The 17,080-nt window shown below is 74.6% G+C and carries 15 protein-coding genes; 9 read left to right on the top strand and 6 right to left on the bottom strand.

Translation table 11 applies throughout. From position 1 onward, the window contains the following. Nucleotides 1-180 precede the first annotated feature (180 nt). Nucleotides 181-909, bottom strand: a complete 729-nt coding sequence (locus ABD223_RS40485) for an anti-sigma factor family protein (RefSeq protein WP_344043101.1) — start codon at nt 907-909, stop codon at nt 181-183. Nucleotides 910-914: 5 nt separating this feature from the next. After that, on the bottom strand, nt 915-1,478 hold the full coding sequence (locus ABD223_RS40490; protein ID WP_344043103.1) for a sigma-70 family RNA polymerase sigma factor: 564 nt from the start codon (nt 1,476-1,478) through the stop codon (nt 915-917). 178 nt (nt 1,479-1,656) lie between these two features. Between ABD223_RS40490 and ABD223_RS40495 the strand changes: the two genes are divergently transcribed. From ABD223_RS40495 to ABD223_RS40530, 8 genes are all read left to right on the top strand, one after another. Continuing rightward, nucleotides 1,657-2,298 (top strand): hypothetical protein, encoded by a 642-nt coding sequence (locus ABD223_RS40495; protein WP_344043105.1) that lies wholly within the window; start codon nt 1,657-1,659, stop codon nt 2,296-2,298. A gap of 39 nt (nt 2,299-2,337) precedes the next feature. Beyond that, nucleotides 2,338-3,099 (top strand): DUF4142 domain-containing protein, encoded by a 762-nt coding sequence (locus ABD223_RS40500; protein WP_344043107.1) that lies wholly within the window; start codon nt 2,338-2,340, stop codon nt 3,097-3,099. A gap of 170 nt (nt 3,100-3,269) precedes the next feature. Then, nucleotides 3,270-4,109, top strand: a complete 840-nt coding sequence (locus ABD223_RS40505; protein ID WP_344043109.1) for a ferredoxin — start codon at nt 3,270-3,272, stop codon at nt 4,107-4,109. After that, on the top strand, nt 4,106-5,551 hold the full coding sequence (locus ABD223_RS40510) for an NAD(P)/FAD-dependent oxidoreductase (RefSeq protein WP_344043112.1): 1,446 nt from the start codon (nt 4,106-4,108) through the stop codon (nt 5,549-5,551). Before ABD223_RS40505 ends, ABD223_RS40510 begins: the two co-directional genes overlap by 4 nt. Nucleotides 5,552-5,861: 310 nt before the next feature. Further along, the gene (locus ABD223_RS40515; protein WP_344043114.1) at nt 5,862-7,085 is read left to right on the top strand and encodes a glycosyltransferase family 2 protein; all 1,224 of its coding nucleotides are present in this window, start codon (nt 5,862-5,864) and stop codon (nt 7,083-7,085) included. A gap of 199 nt (nt 7,086-7,284) precedes the next feature. Beyond that, complete coding sequence (locus ABD223_RS40520) at nt 7,285-7,977, top strand: D-Ala-D-Ala carboxypeptidase family metallohydrolase (RefSeq protein WP_344043174.1); 693 nt, start codon at nt 7,285-7,287, stop codon at nt 7,975-7,977. 125 nt (nt 7,978-8,102) lie between these two features. Next, nucleotides 8,103-12,551, top strand: a complete 4,449-nt coding sequence (locus ABD223_RS40525; RefSeq protein ID WP_344043116.1) for an nSTAND1 domain-containing NTPase — start codon at nt 8,103-8,105, stop codon at nt 12,549-12,551. Nucleotides 12,552-12,554: 3 nt separating this feature from the next. Beyond that, nucleotides 12,555-13,391, top strand: coding sequence for a hypothetical protein (locus ABD223_RS40530; protein WP_344043118.1), 837 nt, complete (start codon nt 12,555-12,557; stop codon nt 13,389-13,391). A 48-nt stretch (nt 13,392-13,439) separates the two neighbouring features. Here the strand turns inward: ABD223_RS40530 and ABD223_RS40535 are convergent, their stop codons facing one another. Genes ABD223_RS40535 through ABD223_RS40545 form a run of 3 tightly spaced genes read right to left on the bottom strand, consistent with a single transcriptional unit; the run spans nt 13,440 to nt 15,734 of the window. Next, complete coding sequence (locus ABD223_RS40535; protein ID WP_344043120.1) at nt 13,440-13,688, bottom strand: hypothetical protein; 249 nt, start codon at nt 13,686-13,688, stop codon at nt 13,440-13,442. Further along, nucleotides 13,666-15,096, bottom strand: a complete 1,431-nt coding sequence (locus tag ABD223_RS40540) for a S1 family peptidase (RefSeq protein WP_344043122.1) — start codon at nt 15,094-15,096, stop codon at nt 13,666-13,668. Before ABD223_RS40540 ends, ABD223_RS40535 begins: the two co-directional genes overlap by 23 nt. Next, nucleotides 15,093-15,734: a hypothetical protein gene (locus ABD223_RS40545; protein WP_344043124.1), complete on the bottom strand. Its 642-nt coding sequence runs from the start codon at nt 15,732-15,734 to the stop codon at nt 15,093-15,095. The genes ABD223_RS40540 and ABD223_RS40545 overlap by 4 nt, the downstream gene beginning before the upstream one ends. 81 nt (nt 15,735-15,815) lie before the next feature. Here ABD223_RS40545 and ABD223_RS40550 point away from each other — a divergent pair, with 81 nt between their 5' ends. Then, nucleotides 15,816-16,268 (top strand): YkvA family protein, encoded by a 453-nt coding sequence (locus tag ABD223_RS40550; protein WP_344043126.1) that lies wholly within the window; start codon nt 15,816-15,818, stop codon nt 16,266-16,268. A 6-nt stretch (nt 16,269-16,274) separates the two neighbouring features. Here ABD223_RS40550 and ABD223_RS40555 read toward each other — a convergent pair whose 3' ends face one another. Further along, the gene (locus ABD223_RS40555) at nt 16,275-17,009 is read right to left on the bottom strand and encodes a lysophospholipid acyltransferase family protein (protein ID WP_344043128.1); all 735 of its coding nucleotides are present in this window, start codon (nt 17,007-17,009) and stop codon (nt 16,275-16,277) included. Nucleotides 17,010-17,080 lie beyond the last annotated feature (71 nt).

A 17,080-nucleotide genomic window follows, 5' to 3' on the forward strand; every position in this document is an offset into this window, starting at 1 on the left:
TCGCGATGCCGGACCGGAGGACACGCGCGCAGGAAAGCCCTTTCCCCGGCGTGTCCTCCGGTCAAGCACCGCGAGTCGTACGTTCAGGTCGGGTGAGTCGTACGTTCGGGTCGGGTGAGTTGAGTGTTCAGGATGGTGAGTTGAGTGTTCAGGGGGCCTGGGTTTTGCGTTCGGGAGTGGTCAGGAGGTGGGTAGGCGGAGCAGGGTGGTGTTGTCCTTGGTGTCGCGGATCGCGAACTCGGTGATCTCGTGCCAGCGCAGGCCCACCGCCGCCTGGAGGTGGGCCGGGTCGCGGTCGGGGGTCGGGGACGCGGCCAGCCAGGAGCCCAGGACCAGGGTCTCGCCGGTCTTGGACTTGGCGATCAGCTCGCACCTCGTCGGGCCCTTGGCGCCCTTGACGTCCAGTTCCAGCGACATGCCCCACGGTTGCGGGGTGGCGACCAGGTCCGCGGTCACGCCGGTCGCGCCGTCGGTCCTGGAGAGCCTGCCGGAGGCGTCCGGCGCGTCCTTGGCCACGTTGGTCCGCGCCGGCACCGACGGGGTGGGGTTGGCCACCTGGTCGGACGGCGCGACCGCGTACACCGACACGGCCGCGGTCAGCACGACCAGCAGCACGGCAGCGGCGGCGGCCAGCAGTGCCGTGGTGCGGCGCTTGCGCGCGCGGAGGTCCGAGACGTCGTCCAGCATGGCGCGCACCGAGCGGCCGTCGGGCCGCTCCCCCGTGCCGGCGCGCAGCAGGCCGTTGGCGTTCGCCTCGTCGAGCAGGTCGGGCAGCTGGGCGAAATCACGCAGGTCGAGCGCACATCGGCGGCACTGGGCCAGGTGGCTCTCGAAGGCGTCGACCTCGTCCTCGTCCAACACCCCGAGGACGTATGCCGCCACGTCGATGTGGTTGGTAGGCGATGTCACGCGAGTCAGCCCCGATCCTGCAACGCCCGCCGCAAGGCGCGGAGCGCGTAGTACACCCTGGATTTGACCGTGCCGGGCGGTACCCCGAGCACCGCTGCGGCCTCCCCGACGGTCCGGTCCCTCAAGTACGTCTCAAGAATAGCCTCCCGGTGTTCCTCGGTCAGTCCGTTCATCGCTTCGGCCACGACTATCGCCGCCAGGGTGCGGTCGGCTTCGTCCCGCACCGGGGCTTCGTCCGACGGCGTCAACTCCGACTCCTGCGGTCTCGCGCTCCGCTTGCGACGGTCGTCGATGACCAGTCGCCGGGCGACGGTGAACAGCCAGGAGCGCAGCAGGACCGGGTCCCGCTCCAGCTTCTCGGCGTTCCGCCACGCCCGCACGAGCGTCTCCTGGACGATGTCCTCTGCCCACTGCCGGTCGCTGCCGGTCAGTCTCATGGCATGTCCGAGCAGCGCGCTGCCGAACTCCTGGTAGAGCCTGCGGATCAGCTCGTCTTCCGGGCTCACGTCCGGCCAGGTGCGTTCTCTTTGGGGGGAAGTGCTGCGTCTGTGCCGCGCCACGCCGTGCATCCAAGCGCGCCGAGTGGTTCCGCGTCGAGGGTTTGGCCGCAAAAAAAGTGGTTGATTTGTTCGTGAACCGTCACCGCATCGTGTCCGTACTTCTCGGTATCCGCCCCAACGGCCAGGACCCGACCACCCGGTCCCTGGTCCTTCCGGCGGATCCCGCCAGCAGGAGAAAGGACCAACGATGCGCAGTCGACGCACCCGAAAAGCGTTGCTGCTGGTTCCGGCGGCCGCGGCACTGGTGCTGGTCAGCGCCTGTGGCACGACCGGCACCGGCACCGCGGGCAGCCAGGACGGGGCGGCCGGCGCCAACTCCGGCACGACGACTCTCCAGCAGAACCCGGAATTCAGCAAGGAGCCGCACCAGCTGCTGTTGGCGACCGAGTCCAGGCAGGTCGGGTGGTTCGTGGCGGACGCGGGCGGCTTCGCCCTGTACCGCTTCGACAAGGACACCGCGAAACCGCCGAAGTCCAATTGCGACGCGGCGTGCCTGGAGATGTGGCCCCCGGTGCTGGTCGGGGAGCACACCATGACCTCGGGGGTGGATCCGACGCTGGTCGGTTCGGTGAACCGGGCCGACGGCCGGAAGCAGGTCACGCTCGCGGGTTGGCCCCTCTACCGGTACGCGGGCGACAAGGAGGCGGGCGACCTGACCGGTCAGGGCAAGAACGGCACGTGGTTCGCGGTGACGCCGGAGGGCAAGAAGGCGCAGGCGAACGACGGCGCCGCGGCCGGCGGCACGACCGGCACGACCGATGACGCGACCGAGGGCGCGACCGGCGACGTGGAGGCCGATCCCGGGGCCCGCACCGGCGACGGTTACTAGACGACCACGACCACGACGGCGACCAGGACGAGAAGACCCATGTCAGCCAAGCGTTTCACGGCGATCGCGCTGGCCCTGCACCTGCTGTTCCTGCCCGTGTCGACCGGTGTCGCGCACGCCGACGACCCGGCGGACGCCGGCCCGGTGCAGCAGACCCCGCTCGGCCCGATCACCGCGCTCGACCAGGACCTGCTGGTCAAGGTGCGGTTGGCGGGCCTGTGGGAGATGCCGATGGGCGAGGAGGCGCAGACCCGCGCGGCCAGCAGGCGCGTCAAGGAGGTCGGGCAGCAGCTGGCGAGCGACCACGAGTTCCTCGACGAGCGGGTGGTGCGGCTGGCGTCCCAGATGGGCGTTGAGCTGCCCGCCGAGGCCAACGCCGACCAGCAGTCGTGGATGGCGGAGATGCGCTCGCGCACCGGCGCCGCGTTCGACGACTCGTTCGCCAACCGCCTGCGCGCCGCCCACGGCTCGATCTTCCCGGTCATCGGCACGGTGCGGGCGAACACCCGCAACGAGGCCATCCGGCAGTTCGCCCAGGTCTGCAACCAGATCGTGCTCAAGCACATGACGCTGCTGGAGAGCACCAACGTGGTCTCCGACATGGGCCTGTCCAAACCGGTGGCCGCGGGCGCGGTGAACCAGGTCGACCAGGCGGCGGTCGCCGCGGACCCGGTGCGCGCCGCCCGGGTGGCGCCCGCGAACGAGCCCGGTCCCCTCGCCGTGCTCCTCATCTGCCTGGTGGGCGTGGTGGTGACCATCGGAGTCCTGCGCCTGCTGCGGCCCCGCGGCGACGTCAGGTGAAAGGAGGTGGTGGCCGGACGGACCGACACCACAGCTCGAACCCCTCTCGGAGATCTCCCGAACCCCTCGACCCGCCCGGCCGCCGTGACCACTCCTGCACGGTGGGCCGGGCGGGTCCGCAGCCCCGACCGCCTGCGAGTTCTCTCCCGCCATCTCGGAGGTAAAGCCCCGTGCTCTCCCAGGTTCCGCTGCTGGTCGCCCAGGCGGCAGGCGGCGACCACGACGCCGGTGTGCGCCACGTCGCGCAGGTCTCGGCGCGCCTGGCCTACGTGTTCATGTGCGCGACCCTGTGCTGGGGCGCGCTGATCGCGACCGGCTGGGCCAACAAGATCACCGGTAGGCAGGGCCTGCGCAACAGCCACATGGTGCTGGCGACGCTGGCCCTGGCCTTCGCCTCGCTCCACGCGTTCGCGTTCACCCTGTTGCGCCTCGGCGCGTTCTCGCACCTCCAGCTCCTGGTGCCCTTCGCGAACGGCGGCCTGCTGCGGCACGCCCTGGGCATCGCGGCGCTGGAGCTGATGCTGGCCATCGCGTTCACCGCGGGCCTGCGCAAGAAGGTCTACTACCGGAAGTGGCTGCGCGGGCACCAGCTCGCCTACGCCGCGGTCGCGCTCGGGGTGGTCCACTCCTGGTTCGGCGCGATCGCCAACGGCACCCTCTCGGTGCTCTGGCTGGCCGGCCTCACCGTCCTGATCCCCACGGCGACCATCGCCACCGCCCGCTTCCTGCCGCCGGACGTGCTGGTGAAGCTGGGGATGCTGGAGCCGGAGCGCGGTTTCGAGCCCGAGCCGGACGGCGCGGGCGGCAGCGCGCTCGACATCAGCGTCGACAACGAGCGCTGCCACCGCTACGGCATCTGCCAGGCCGAGGCGCCGGGGCTGTTCCAGCTGGTCGACGACGAGCGCCTGCGCTACGAGCGCAGGCCGCCGCCCGAGCAGTTCGCCAAGGCTCGGGCCGCCGCCCGCGCGTGCCCGATGCGCGCGATCGAGCTGCGGGAGCGTGTGCGGTGAAGAACGAGGAACGCGTGGTCATCGCGGGCGGCGGCCTGGCCGGCCTGCGCGCGGGCGAGCGGTTGCGGGAGCTGGGTTTCCGCGGCGAGATCGTGATCGTGAGCGCGGAGCGGCACCTGCCCTACCACCGGCCCGCGCTGTCCAAGGAGGCCATCAACGGCGAGCTGACGGCGACGGACCTGCGGTTGACCATCAGCCGCGAGCTGAACGCGGTCTGGCGGCTGGGGACGTGCGCCACGCACCTGGAGCCCGACCGGCGCGTGGTCGGCCTGCCCGGCGGCGAGGAGCTGAAGTACGACGGGCTGGTCATCGCGACCGGCGTCGAGCCGCGGCACCTCGCGGGCGCGCCGCGGCAGGACGCGCGCATCCACGTGCTGCGCACCGTGGACGACGCGATCGCGATCAAGCGGGCGATCAACTCGACGCAGGGGCTGGTCGTGGTCATCGGCGGCGGGCTGATCGGGTGCGAGATGGCCGCGTCGGTGAAGTCGATGGGGCGTGACGTGGCCATCGTGAGCCGGTCGTCCACGCTGCTGGGCAGCGCGGTCGGCAAGAACATCGCCGAGACCGTCACGGCCGCGCACCGGGCGCGCGGCGTGCGGATGGCGATGGGCGTCAAGATCCGGCACTGGGTGCGCCAGGCGGGCGGGGTGGCGATCCACCTGTCCGACGGGCAGGTGTTCTTCGCCGCGGTCGTGGTGATCGCGGTGGGCGCCTCGCCGTCGGTCCACTGGCTGCGCGGGTCGGGTCTGGTGCTGGAGGACGGGGTGCTGTGCGACCCCACGTGCCACGTGGTCGGCGCGACCGACGTCGTGGCCGCGGGTGACGTCGCGCGGTGGCCTAACCTCCGGTTCGGAGGGCAACCGCGTCGGGTCGAGCACTGGCTCAACGCGGTGGAGATGGGGCGGGCGGCCGCGGAGAACCTGTTGGCGGGCAGGGAGAACTCGCGGCCGTTCGCCCCGGTGCCCCGGTTCTGGACCGAGCAGTACGGGATGCGGATCCAGGGTTCGGGCATCCCGGCGCTGGGCAAGGACACCACGACGCTGGCCGGGTCCCAGAAGGACCACCGGACCATCACCGGTTTCGTCCAGGACGGCCGCCTGGTCGGGATGGTGGGCCTGGACGCGCCCACGGCGATGATCAAGCTGTCCACGGAGCTGTGGCGGCAGAACCGGGTGGCCGCGAGCGGGCCGGGTGGTGGCGGGCCCCAGCACCTGGCCCCGCCGGAGCGCCTGGCCGACCGCGGCGGGCCGCCCCGGCGGACCACCGCGGCGGAGCGGGCCCCGGAGCCCTACGAGCCGGCGCGGTTCGACGCGCAGGTGCCCCGGCAGCAGCAGGAGTCGCAACCGCTGCCGATCCCCGCGCACGCGCCTGTGGTGCGCACGCGCGGGCACGGCGGCCGGCCGCTGGCCCGCACCGGACCGCGGGCGAGACCACGCTGAGCAACGGCCCGCCGGACGACTCCCCCGAACCACGACCACGTCGAACGGCGGCCTTCCGACCACCTGCACCCGACAACGGCGTCGGGTCCACCTCGCGCCGGCCGGTCACCGCACCGGCCGACGCGCCCCCTCCCGACCCGGTCGTTCGCCCGCGCGTCACCCGGCGGTCGCGCGACCGCCCCCGGCTGTCACCCGGAAAGGGGGTTTGGCACGACGGGGACCAGTTCGGACCGGATCGCACACCTGTGTCCGGGCATCTGTTACCTCGATGCCGTGTCGCCGTAACGCGGGGCACCAAGCATTCGCTCCTATGGCGAATCGGAGTGGAGTCACCGTCGTCGGGATCCCGGCCCGCGACGAGGCGCGCACGGTCGGCGCGGTGGCCCTGGCCGCCGACGCCGGCCTGCACCTCGCTTTCCCGGGCGGCGCGAACGTGGTGGTGCTGGCCGAGAACGGCAGCACCGACGACACGGTGCGGCGCTTCACCGAGGCGCCGCTGCGGAGCCGGAAGGTGGTGGCCAGCTCCGGCGGCGAGGGCACCGGCAAGGGCACGAACGTGTTCGCGATCGCGGACCGGGCGCTCGACCTCGGCGCGGACCGGCTGCTCCTGCTCGACGCGGACGTGCGGTCCACCGAACCCGGGTGGATCTCGGCGCTGGCCGACGCCGTGGACTCCGACGAGCCGACGCTCGCCGTGCCCGCCTACCGCCGCAACCGGTTCGAGGCCAACACCACCAACCACCTGGCCAGCCCGCTGCTCGCGGCCGTGTTCGGGGTGCACGTGCAGCAGCCCATCGGCGGCGAGTTCGCGTTCAACCGGGCGTTCCTGGAACGGGCGCGCACCTGGCCGCGGCCGGACAGCGCGTACCTGTACGGCATCGACGTGTGGCTGACCGCCAACGCGCTGCGCGAGCACATGCGCGTGGTGGAGGTGCCGCTGGGGCGCAAGCTGCACAACTCGCCGTTCCCGAAGATCCTGCGGTTGCCGCAGCAGGTGCTGGACTCGCTGTTCCACGTCGTGCTGCGGACCGACGCGGTGCGCGCGCCGGGCCCCGTGGCGCCGAGGGCGCGGGCCGCGGTGGACGGCGCGGCGGCGCCGCAGGACCCGGCGGTGGTGTCGCGGGTGTCGGAGTCGGTGGCGCGCTACCTGGAGGCGCACCGGGGCGACGTGCGGCGGCTGTTCCCGTCGGCGGCGTCGGCGGGCGTCGCGCCGTGGGGGCTGCGGGTGACCACCGAGGACTGGCCGCACGTGCTGGCCGACGCGGTGGCGGCGGTGGCGCGCGGCCGGTTCGAGGCGGCCCGGGACCACCTGGTGGCGCTGTACGTGAACCGGGTGCTGACCTTCTGGGAGGAGATCGACGGCCTGCGCGACGCCGAGATCGACGCGTTGCTGGACCGGCAGGCGGCCGAGACCGTGGCCGCCGTGCGCGGCAGGGGTGTCGTGCTGGGCGGGCGCACCGGGCCGACCGGTTTCGACGTGCGCCACTGGGCGGGTTTCAACGACGTCTCCCCCGCGTGGAGCGTGCCCGCGTGACCCGGTGGCGCCGCGGCGTCACCGGCCCGCCGCGCGCCGACGGGCGATCCCTTCGTTCACAAACTGTTCTCCATGTGTGAAAACTTCGGACATCCCAGACAGATTGACGTAAGTTTTCCACTTCCGCCAGGCTCCAGGTCTCCTGCACCCGAACGGTCTGGAGGACCCTGTGCCCCGACTCCTGTCCTACCTCGCCTCGTTGGCGCTGGTGGCCGCCGTGCTCGTGGTCGGCGGCGGCACCGCGCAAGCCGACGGCTGCTACACGTGGAACCGAACCCTCTCACAGGGCGCGTCCGGTGAGGACGTCCGGCAGTTGCAGATCCGCCTGGCCGGCTACCCCGGCAGCGGCGCGGTGCTCGGTCTCGACGGCCAGTTCGGCCCCGCGACGAGGTCGGCGCTGATCCGCTTCCAGCAGGCCTACGGCCTGGGCGCGGACGGCGTGGCGGGCAACGCGACCTACTCGCGCCTCTACGCCCTCCAGGACGACGACTGCACCCCGATCAACTTCACCTACGCCGAGCTGAACAACTGCAACTCGGACTGGTCGGGCGGCCGGGTGTCGGCGGCCACGGCCCGGTTCAACGCGCTGGTGTCGATGTGGAAGCTCCAGGCCATGCGGCACGCGCTGGGCGACCAGCCGCTCCGGGTCACCAGCGGCTTCCGCAGCGTGGCGTGCAACAACGCGGTGGGCGGCGCGTCCGACTCCCGGCACCTGTACGGCGACGGGGTCGACCTGGGCTCGGGCCCGCACTCCCTGTGCCGCCTCGCGCAGCAGGCCCGCAACCACGGCTTCAACGGCATCCTCGGTCCGGGCTACCCCGGCCACAACGACCACACCCACCTCGACCACCGCGGCAGCCGCTTCTGGTCCGCGCCCTCCTGCGGCATCTGAACCGCGCTCAGCGCCTGACGGGGCCCGCCGCGTTCCGCGCGGCGGGCCCTTCCCGTCACCCGGCAGGCCGCCGACCACCTCGACGGCGGCAGTAGGGTGGCCGCCTGGCTGGACGAGGGGACGTCATGGGGTCGCAGGCCGAATTACCCGACTTCGGGCCGTACCGGGTGCTGGAACTGCTGGGCCAGGGCGGCATGGGCGTGGTGCACCGCGCCCACGACACCGCCAACGACCGCCTGGTGGCGCTGAAGCGGCTGTCGCCGTCGACCACCGACCCGGAGTACCGCGCGAGGTTCCAGCGCGAGGCCCGCCTCGCCGCCTCGCTGGACCACCCGAACGTCGTGCCCGTGCACGACTCCGGCGAGATCGACGGCACGCTGTTCCTGGACATGGCGCTCGTCGAGGGCACCGACCTGCGGCGGGCGCTCGGCGCGGGCTCCGTGGACCGCGACCGGGCGCTGGACGTCCTGGGACAGGTCGCGCTCGCGCTGGACGCCGCGCACGAGCGCGGCCTGGTGCACCGCGACGTCAAGCCCTCCAACGTCCTCCTCACCCAGACCTGGCACGCCTACCTGGCCGACTTCGGCATCGCCCGCGAGACCTCGCCCGAGGCGACCGCGCTGACCCGCTCCGGCGACCTGATCGGCTCGTGGGACTACATGGCGCCCGAACGCCTGTCCGCGGCCCCGGTGGACGGCCGGTCGGACCAGTACTCGTTGGCCTGCGTGCTGTTCGAGTGCCTGACCGGCCGCCTGCCGCACCCCGCCGCGGACCCGGCGGCCAAGGTCGCCGCCCACCTGCTCCAGCCGCCGCCCGCGCCGTCGGTGTTCAACCCGACCGTCACACCCGGGCTGGACGCGGTGGTGCTGCGCGGGTTGGCCAAGGACCCGGCCCGGCGCTTCGGGTCGTCGGGCGAGCTGATGACCGCGGCCCGCGAGGCGGCCTACGCGGGCGCGACGGCACGCGCCGCGCGGCCGACGCTGCCCGGACCCGACGTCGAGCGCGACCAGGGCAGGCTGGTGCGGGCGGTCCTGCGCGCGGGCGCGCGGAAACCGCCGACCAGGGTCCTGCGCCGGGAGGCGGCGCCCACCGCGCCCTACCCCGGCCTGAGCGGGTTCGAGCGGGCCGACGCCGAGCTGTTCCACGGGCGCGACCACGTGGTCACCGACCTGCTGGTGCGGCTGGCCGAGCAGGTCGGCGGCGGCGAGCCGGTGGTGCTGGTGGGCGCGTCCGGGTCGGGCAAGTCCTCGGTGCTGCGGGCCGGGGTGCTGCCCGCGCTCGCGCTCGACGGCGACCGGGACTGGCCGCAGGTGGTGCTGACGCCGGGCGCCGACCCGATCGCCAACCTGGCCCGCGCGATCGGACCGCACACCTCGGTCGTGCCCGCCGAGTGGGCGCGGCTGCTGCGTGAGGAACCCGCCTCGTTCGGCGAGCTGTGCGGGCGCACCACGACCGCCGAACGGCCGGTGATCGTGGTCGACCAGCTGGAGGAGCTGTTCACGCACGGCGCGCCGGAGGCCGACCGGCTGGCGTTCGCCACCGCCCTGGCCAACGCCAAGCCCGCCCTGGTGGTGCTGGCGGTGCGGGCGGACCTGGTGGACCGGTGCATCGAGCTGGCGCCGCTGCGACCCGCCCTGGCCTCGCCCGTGCTGCTGGGCCCGATGGACGCCACCGAACTGCGGCAGGCGATCGTGACCCCGGCGCGGGACTTCGGCGTGGACGTCGAACCCGGCCTGCCCGAGCGGATGATCGCCGACCTGGGCGTGCGCGGCGACATCGGCTACGACCCCGGCGCGCTGCCCCGGCTGGCGCACGCGCTGCGCGAGTCCTGGCACCACCGGCAGGGCCCGGTGCTGACGCTGGCCGCCTACCGCCGCGCCGGCGGCATCGACGGCGCGGTGGCGCGCACCGCCGAGGAGATCCACGCCCGGCTCGACCCCGGGCAGCGGCAGGAGCTGCGCCGCGTGCTGCTGCGCCTGGTGGCGGTGCTCGACGACGGCGCGGTGGTGCGGCGGCGGGTCGACCCCCACGAGCTGGCCGCGCACCGGCACGTGCTCGACCAGCTGATCGCGGCGCGGCTGGTCACCGTCGACGGCACCGGCGCGCGGCTGAGCCACGAGGCGCTGCTGACCGCGTGGCCCCGGCTGCGGGACTGGATCGAGGAGGACCGCGCGGGCCTGGTGCAGCACCGCCGCTTCACCGACGCGGTGCGAGCCTGGGCCGAGTCCGGGCGGCACGACGACGACCTGTACCGGGGCGTGCGGCTGACCGCGCTGACCGGGTGGCTGGAGCAGTCCCGCGACCGGGTCCGGCTGCGACCGGAGGAGCAGGAGTTCCTGGCCCGCTCCACGGCCGCCGAGCAGGCGGGCCGGCTCACCGAGCGCCGGCGCGCCACCCGGCTGCGCGGCATGGTGGCGGCGCTGAGCGCGCTGCTGGTGGTCGCCTCGGTGGCGGGCGTCGTGGCGACCCGGTCCCGGCAGACCGCCCGAGCGCAGCGGGACGTGGCGGAGAGCCAGCAGCGGCAGAACCTCTCGCGCCAGCTCGCCGCCGAGTCCGCGCTGGCCCGGGACGTGGACCCGAGGCGCGCGGCGCTGGCCGCGCTCGGCGCGTGGCACGCCGGGGACACCGTGGAGGGGCGCAGCGCGCTGCTCGGCGCGCGGGTCGACTCCTACCGGGGCCGGCTGACCGGTCACGTCGGCGCGGTGTCCGGGCTCGCGGTCAGCGGCGACGGCGCGGTCGCCGCCACGGGCGGCCGGGACGGGTCGCTGCGGCTGTGGGACGTGCCCGAGCGCCGCGAGCTGGCCCTGCTCGACGAGGACGGCGGCTGGTACCGCACGGTCGCGATGAGCGCCGACGGCGGGCTGCTCGCCACCGCGAACGTCACCACCCGCAAGGCCGAGCTGTGGGACGTGGCAGGCCGCGAGCGGCTGTTCACCGTGCCGGACGACGCGGCCGACATCGCCCTGACGCCCGACGGCCGCGCGTTCGCCGCCTACACCGGCCGGGGCGTCGTCGTGTGGGACACCGGGACGCTGGCCGAGCGGGCGGTCTTCCCGGCGGCCGCGTCGATCCGGATGGTCTTCAGCCCGGACGGCGCGCTGATCGCGCTGGCCGACGGCGACGGCGTGGCCGTGCACCGGGTGTCCGACGGCGCGCGGGTGGCGACCCTCGAAGGCCACACCGCGGAGGTGAACTCGCTGTCGTTCCACCCCTCGGGGGGCGTCCTGGCCTCGGGGGCGATGGACTCGCAGGTGCGGCTGTGGGACACCTCGTCGTGGACCGAGCGGCGCGTGCTGAGCACCTCGGACCTCGGGATCGCCTCGCTGGCGTTCTCCCCGGACGGCCGCTCGCTGGTCGCCGGCGTGGTGGGCAACAGCGTCTACGGCTGGGACCCCGACAGCGGCGAGGTGCTGGCGCGGCTCCCGGTCGGGTCGGTGACCACCTTCGGCGTCGCGGTCACCGGCGACGGCCACACCCTGCTGACCTCCGACTCCGACGGCGCGGTGACGCTGTGGTCCTACGGCCGCTCGGCGCTCGGCTCGCGGGCCGGCGCGATCACCGGCGCCGCGTTCCAGCCCGGCGGCGACCTGCTGGCCGCGGTCGGCGCCAACGGCTCGGTGGGGTTGTGGGACAGCACCACCGGTGACGTGGTCCGGCAGACCGCCGGGCACGCCGCGGAGGTCCACGACGTGGCGTTCAGCCCCGACGGGTCGGAGTTCGCGACCGTCGACATCGGCGGCGAGGTGGTGGTGTGGACGACCGCCACCGGGGCCGAGGCGCGCCGCTTCTCCCGGCCCGGCACCGAGTTCACCTCGGTGGCGTTCAGCCCGGACGGCGGGACCATCGCGGTCGCCGGCCGCACGCCCGCCGAGGCCGACCACGGCGAGGACCGCGACGAGCTGCTGCTGCTCGACGCCGCCGACCTCGGCGTGGCCACCCGCCGCCCCACCCGCGCGGAGCCGCGCAACCCGCAGGGCAACGAGGTGGACCGGAACTTCGTCACCGGGATCGCGTTCAGCCCCGACAGCCGCACGCTGGCCCTGACCCTGTCGGCGGGCAGGGTGGGGCTGTGGAACCTGGCCGACCCCGGCGCGGAGCTGACCACCCTGCCCGGCCACGACGGGCTCGCGGTCGACGTGGAGTTCAGCCCGGACGGCGAGCTGCTGGCCAGCGGCGGCTCGGACCGGGTGGTGCGGCTGTGGCGGGTCCGCGACGGCGCCCGGGCCGGCGAGATCACCGGGCACGACGCGACCGTGCGGCGGGTCGCGTTCAGCCCGGACGGCCGCACGCTGGCCACCGCGAGCCAGGACACCGTGCTGAGGCTGTGGGACGTCGCCGGCAGGCGGCTGCTCGCGCGGCTGGACCGGCACGACGACGAGCTGAACGACGTCGCCTTCGACGGCGGCGGCGAGCGGGTCGCCAGCGCGAGCGCGGACGGCACCACCAGGGTCTGGCAGCTGTCCGAGGAGCGCGCGGCGGAGGTGCTGTGCGGCGTGTTCGACCGGGGGACGATCGCCGAGGAGTGGAGCCGGCTGGGGCCCGAGCGCGGTTCACCGCCCGACTGCGGCAGGTGAGCCGTGCCGCGGGTGGTGGTGCGGGGCGCTGGCCTGCCGTCGGTGGTGCTGGGCCCCGGTGAGTCGCTGCTGTTCGGGCGCGCTCCCCACGGCCTGTTCCGGCCCGGCCCCGGCCGGGTGGCGGTGGCCCTGCCGGACTGCGCGCCGCACGTGTCGCGGTTGGTCGGCGAGCTGGCGGTCGGCGCGGACGTGGTGGCGCTGACCTGGCTCGGCGCGGGCGAGGCCCAGCTGTCCGGCCTGTTCGACGCGCCCGGCGGCGCGCGGCGGGTGATCCTGACCAGGTCGGCGTCGGCGCTGCTGGACGCCGGGGAGAACCAGCTGGTGCTGCTGCGGGGCAGGCGCGACGCGGCGGGCCGGTTCGCGGACCTGGTGGTGACCCTCGACGTCGAGCCCGCGACGCGCGACGCGCCCGTGGAGCCGGTCGGCGCGGGCGACACCCGCACCGGTCCGGGCCTGGCGCGCGGCGGCCGGGACTGGTTCGTGGCGCTGGCGCTGGCCGAACCGTGGCTGGTCGGCGCGGACGACTACCCGCGCCCGCCGTCGAACCGGGAGATCTTCGAGCGGGTGCGCGAGTGGCACGGCTACGCGTGGAACCTGCACCGACCGCAGCGGGTGGACGAGGCGATCCGCGCCATCTCCGCGATCGCGTTCGGCGCGGCCGACGACCCGTACCTCGCGCCGCGCGCGGGCCGCCTGCTGAACACCAGGTTCGCGGTCGCCCGGCGGGCCGCGGAGGTCCGGCTGGTCACCGCGGCGGACCTCGCCGAGGTGGAGCGGGCGGCCAGGAACCGGAAACTTCCACCCCCGCCGGGCTCGTCCGGCGGCCCGGCCGCTCCGTAACTTCGCGGGCACGGGATCCAGTCCCGCACCGGCGCCGCACCGGGCCGTTCACCCCGCCGCCGCGCCGTTCCCGTTCCCCGAGAGGAGTTCGGTCGTGGCACAGGTCAACCACTCGTCCCGTCCCGGCGCGTTCGAGCCCCGGCGGCAGGCCGCGCCGAGGAAGAAGGCGGGCATCGTCGTCCTGCTCGTGGTGCTCAGCCTGGCCAACGTCGTCGTCCTGGTCGCCGCCGCGGCCGGCTGGGTCGACGCGTCCGAGCACGGCGCGGAGGACGCCTCACAGGCGTTCGGTCTGGTCACCGCCGTCAGCGTCCTGGCGCTGGTGGGGCTGGGCGGCGCCTGGTTCACCCGCCGGTGGGGTCCCCGGCTGTACGCCGCCACGGCCGGGGCGAGCCTGCTGCTCGGTCTCGTCGTCAGCGGCGGCGAGGGCTTCTCGCCGCTGAACCTGGTCGGTGTCTGCATCGCGGCGGGGTTGTGGCTGCACGCCGAAACCGACTGGTGAGGCGGGAGCGCCGAACGCCGGGGCGTCCACACCGGACACCCCGGCGGCCGCGCGCCTGCGGGTCAGCGCGATCGCCGCGGCGGCCGTGCCGGTGCCCACGGCGATGCCCGCGAACAGCAATGCCAGCACGACCAGGACCGCGTCGTCGCCGGCCCTGCCGCCCCGCTCGACGGCGAGCCGCCGGTGCTCGGTGGCCTGGAGGTGGCCGGGCGAGGCGGCCAGCACGTCGTCGAACGCCTCGACCGCGCCGTCGTGGTCGCCCTCGAACCAGCGGTCGAGACCGGTGCGGTAGTCGCGGTCGTGGTCGCCGGGGCCGAACGCGATCCCCTTGCCCTCCACCAGCTCCACCAGCGTCTCGGAGGCGGCGGCGAAGTTGAACGACTGCGTCTCGCCGGGCGCGGCCTGGCTGATCAGGCCCACCACGCGGCCCTCCGCGTCGACCACGGGCCCGCCGCTCATGCCGTGCGCGGCGGCGGCGCTGAACTCGTAGAAGGGCCGGCCGTCGCGCGTGCGGCGGGCGGACACCTGGCCGTTCTTGTTGCTGGGCTCCAGGGACTGGTCCACCGCCGAGCCCGGGTAGCCGATGGCCAGGACCGGCGTGCCGACCGGCGTCCGGTCGCGGCGCACCTCCAGCGCGGGCAGGCGGTCGCGCGGCACCTTGAGCACGGCCACGTCGCCGTCGGTCGGCGCGACCAGGTCCACCACGGTGGCGGGCGCGACGTCGCGGACCGGGCCGTCGCCCGTGGCCTCCATGCGCTCGACCCGGATGTCGCGGTCGACCGGGCGGTCGGGCACGGCGCCCTCGGCGACCGCGTGCTCGGCCAGCTCCCGCACCGCCGCCTCCCGGCTGACGACCCGGTTCAGGCCCGCCAGCTCCTCCACGGCCGCGCCGAACAGCGCGCCCGCGCCACCCTCCGGTCCGGTGTGGACGCAGTGGCTCGCCGTGGCGACGTGCCCGTCGGGGCTGACCACCACACCGGTGCACGACGTCTTCGCGGTGTAGCCACCGGCCCCGCCGAACACCTCGCCGGTGCGCTTGTCGCGCACCCAGCCGTGCCACTCCACGGTGATCAGCACGATCGCCGGGCGGGCGATCGCGGCGGCCAGCTCCTCGGGGCTGGAGGGCTGGGCGGCGTGCGCCGGCGCGGCGGCGTGCGCCAGCAGCGCCGCGGTCAGGCCGGCCACCGCCGGCAGGACCCGGGTCATCCGCCGTACACCCCCCACGTGGTGGTGCGCACCCACGCGGACCGGAAGCCCAGCGACTCGTTGGTCTCCCGCAGCTCCGCGCCCGTGCAGGTGTACTGCTCGGTCTCGTCGAGCGGGTGGTCCGCCGGCAGCGGGTGGGTGCTCAGGTGGCCCCGCTGGTCGTGGAACGCCCAGGTGGCGTCGGTCGTGGTGCGGTGCCGGTAGGTGATCGCCCGGTCGGTGGCCGACCAGGTGAACTCGGAGGTGCCGTTGCCCACCATGCGGATCCGGTTGCCGCGGAAGTCCGCCGCGAACACCACGTCGGTCATCCGCTCGGTGCCGGTGCCGTCCGGGCGCAGCTCGTAGACCCGCCCGCCGCCGTGCAGCGGCAGCTCCGGCTGGTCGGTGTAGAACTTGACCGTGATCTGCTCGTCCACGGTGCGCCAGGTGCCGAGCAGGCACGTGGGCGGCCCGGGTTCGCGGCTGGTGGCCGGTCGCGCGGTGGGCGACGGGCGGTCGGTGGCGACCGGGCTCGGCGCCGGGCGGTCGTCGGCGAGGACGACCGCCGTCAACCCGCCGGCGGCGAGCAGCGCGCACGCGGCGACGGCGGCGAGCGCCACGACGGCGGAGCGCGCGGGTAATCGGGGGAATTCGCTCACCGCCACATCGTATTGACGGCCGGACCCGCGCCGGGCGGGCGGGAACCGGAAGTTTCCGGCGCGCGGCCCTACCATGGGGTCGTGATCCTGCTAGCCGTGGTGCTCACCCTGCTGGGCGCGGGCACGCTCCTGTGGCGCGACACCGACCTGGTCGGGCTGCCCCCGGTGGTCGCGGGCCTCGGCCTGCTCGCCCTGGGCGCGGCAGCCGGCGCGCTGTGGGTGGTGCGCCGCCGCCGGCGGTGGGAGCGCGACGGCGAACCCCGACCGGTCGGCAACGTCTTCCAGCGCGCCCGCGCCCTGCCCCGCCTGGTCCGGGAGCGCAAGGCGTACGGGCTGCCCACCACCACCCTGGCCACGTGGGCGTTCGGGCTGGTCTACCTCGTCTCGCCGATCGACGTGCTGCCCGAGCTGCTGCCGCTGATCGGCGTCACCGACGACGCGGGCGTGGCGGTGTGGCTGCTCACCAGCGTGTCCACCGTCGCGGGCCAGTACCTCAACTGGGAGCGGTCGGGTCGGCGCGAGCGCCGACCCTGACCCGGCTCACCGGTCCCCGGGGCGCGGCAGCTCCCTGATGCCGGTCAGCAGCGCGGTGACCGCGCCCATGATCCGCTCGGTGGCCTCGTCCAGCACGGCCTTGGTCGGCTCCAGCGCGTACAGGTCGGACAGGTCGACCTCCGCGCCCGCGGCCACCGACACCCGCCGCCACGGGCGGGGCAGGAAGCGGCCGGGCGGCAGCAGCTCCCGCGTGCCCCACTGCGCCACCGGCACCACGGGCGTGCGGGTGGCCAGCGCGACCCGCGCCACGCCGTTCTTGCCCCGCATCGGCCACCCGTCCGGGTCGGAGGTGAACGTCCCCTCGGGGTAGACGATCACGCACTCGCCCTCCTCCAGCGACGTCCGGGCGGCGTCCAGGGCGCGCCCGGCGCGGGCCGTGCCCCGGTCGACCGGGATGTGCCGCCCCGAGGACATCACCCACCCCAGGACCGGCACCCGCCACAGGCTCGCCTTGGCGAGGTAGCGCGGCACCCGGCCGGACGCCAGGGCGAACGCGGTCAGCGTCACCGGGTCGGAGAACGACAGGTGGTTGGAGGCCAGCAGCACGGGCCCCTGTCGGGGGATGTTCGTCCGGCCGCCCATCCGCATCGGCACGAACAGCACGACCAGCGGCCACAGCAGGTCGATCGCCACCGAGTACCAGAAACCCCGGCCACGGCGGGGCAGCCGGGCGGTCATCGCCGCCATCCGGTAGAACGTCACGCGGGAATCTTCGGTCATGGCCGGCGCTCCCGTTCCGGCGACCCACCGCACCACGTCACCCGGCGCTGATCGATTTCGACTAATCTCCC

Origin of the sequence: Saccharothrix xinjiangensis, from assembly GCF_039527585.1 — a bacterium.
Taxonomy (GTDB): Bacteria; Actinomycetota; Actinomycetes; order Mycobacteriales; family Pseudonocardiaceae; genus Actinosynnema; species Actinosynnema xinjiangensis.

Excerpts from the sequence above, each read along its gene's own strand:
- ABD223_RS40500 (WP_344043107.1), top strand. The coding sequence starts at position 2,338 with ATGTCAGCCAAGCGTTTCACGGCGATCGCGCTGGCCCTGCACCTGCTG.
- ABD223_RS40555 (WP_344043128.1), bottom strand. The coding sequence starts at position 17,009 with ATGACCGAAGATTCCCGCGTGACGTTCTACCGGATGGCGGCGATGACC.
- ABD223_RS40525 (WP_344043116.1), top strand. The coding sequence starts at position 8,103 with ATGGGGTCGCAGGCCGAATTACCCGACTTCGGGCCGTACCGGGTGCTG.
- ABD223_RS40495 (WP_344043105.1), top strand. The coding sequence starts at position 1,657 with ATGCGCAGTCGACGCACCCGAAAAGCGTTGCTGCTGGTTCCGGCGGCC.
- ABD223_RS40490 (WP_344043103.1), bottom strand. The coding sequence starts at position 1,478 with ATGCACGGCGTGGCGCGGCACAGACGCAGCACTTCCCCCCAAAGAGAA.
- ABD223_RS40540 (WP_344043122.1), bottom strand. The coding sequence starts at position 15,096 with ATGACCCGGGTCCTGCCGGCGGTGGCCGGCCTGACCGCGGCGCTGCTG.
- ABD223_RS40515 (WP_344043114.1), top strand. The coding sequence starts at position 5,862 with ATGGCGAATCGGAGTGGAGTCACCGTCGTCGGGATCCCGGCCCGCGAC.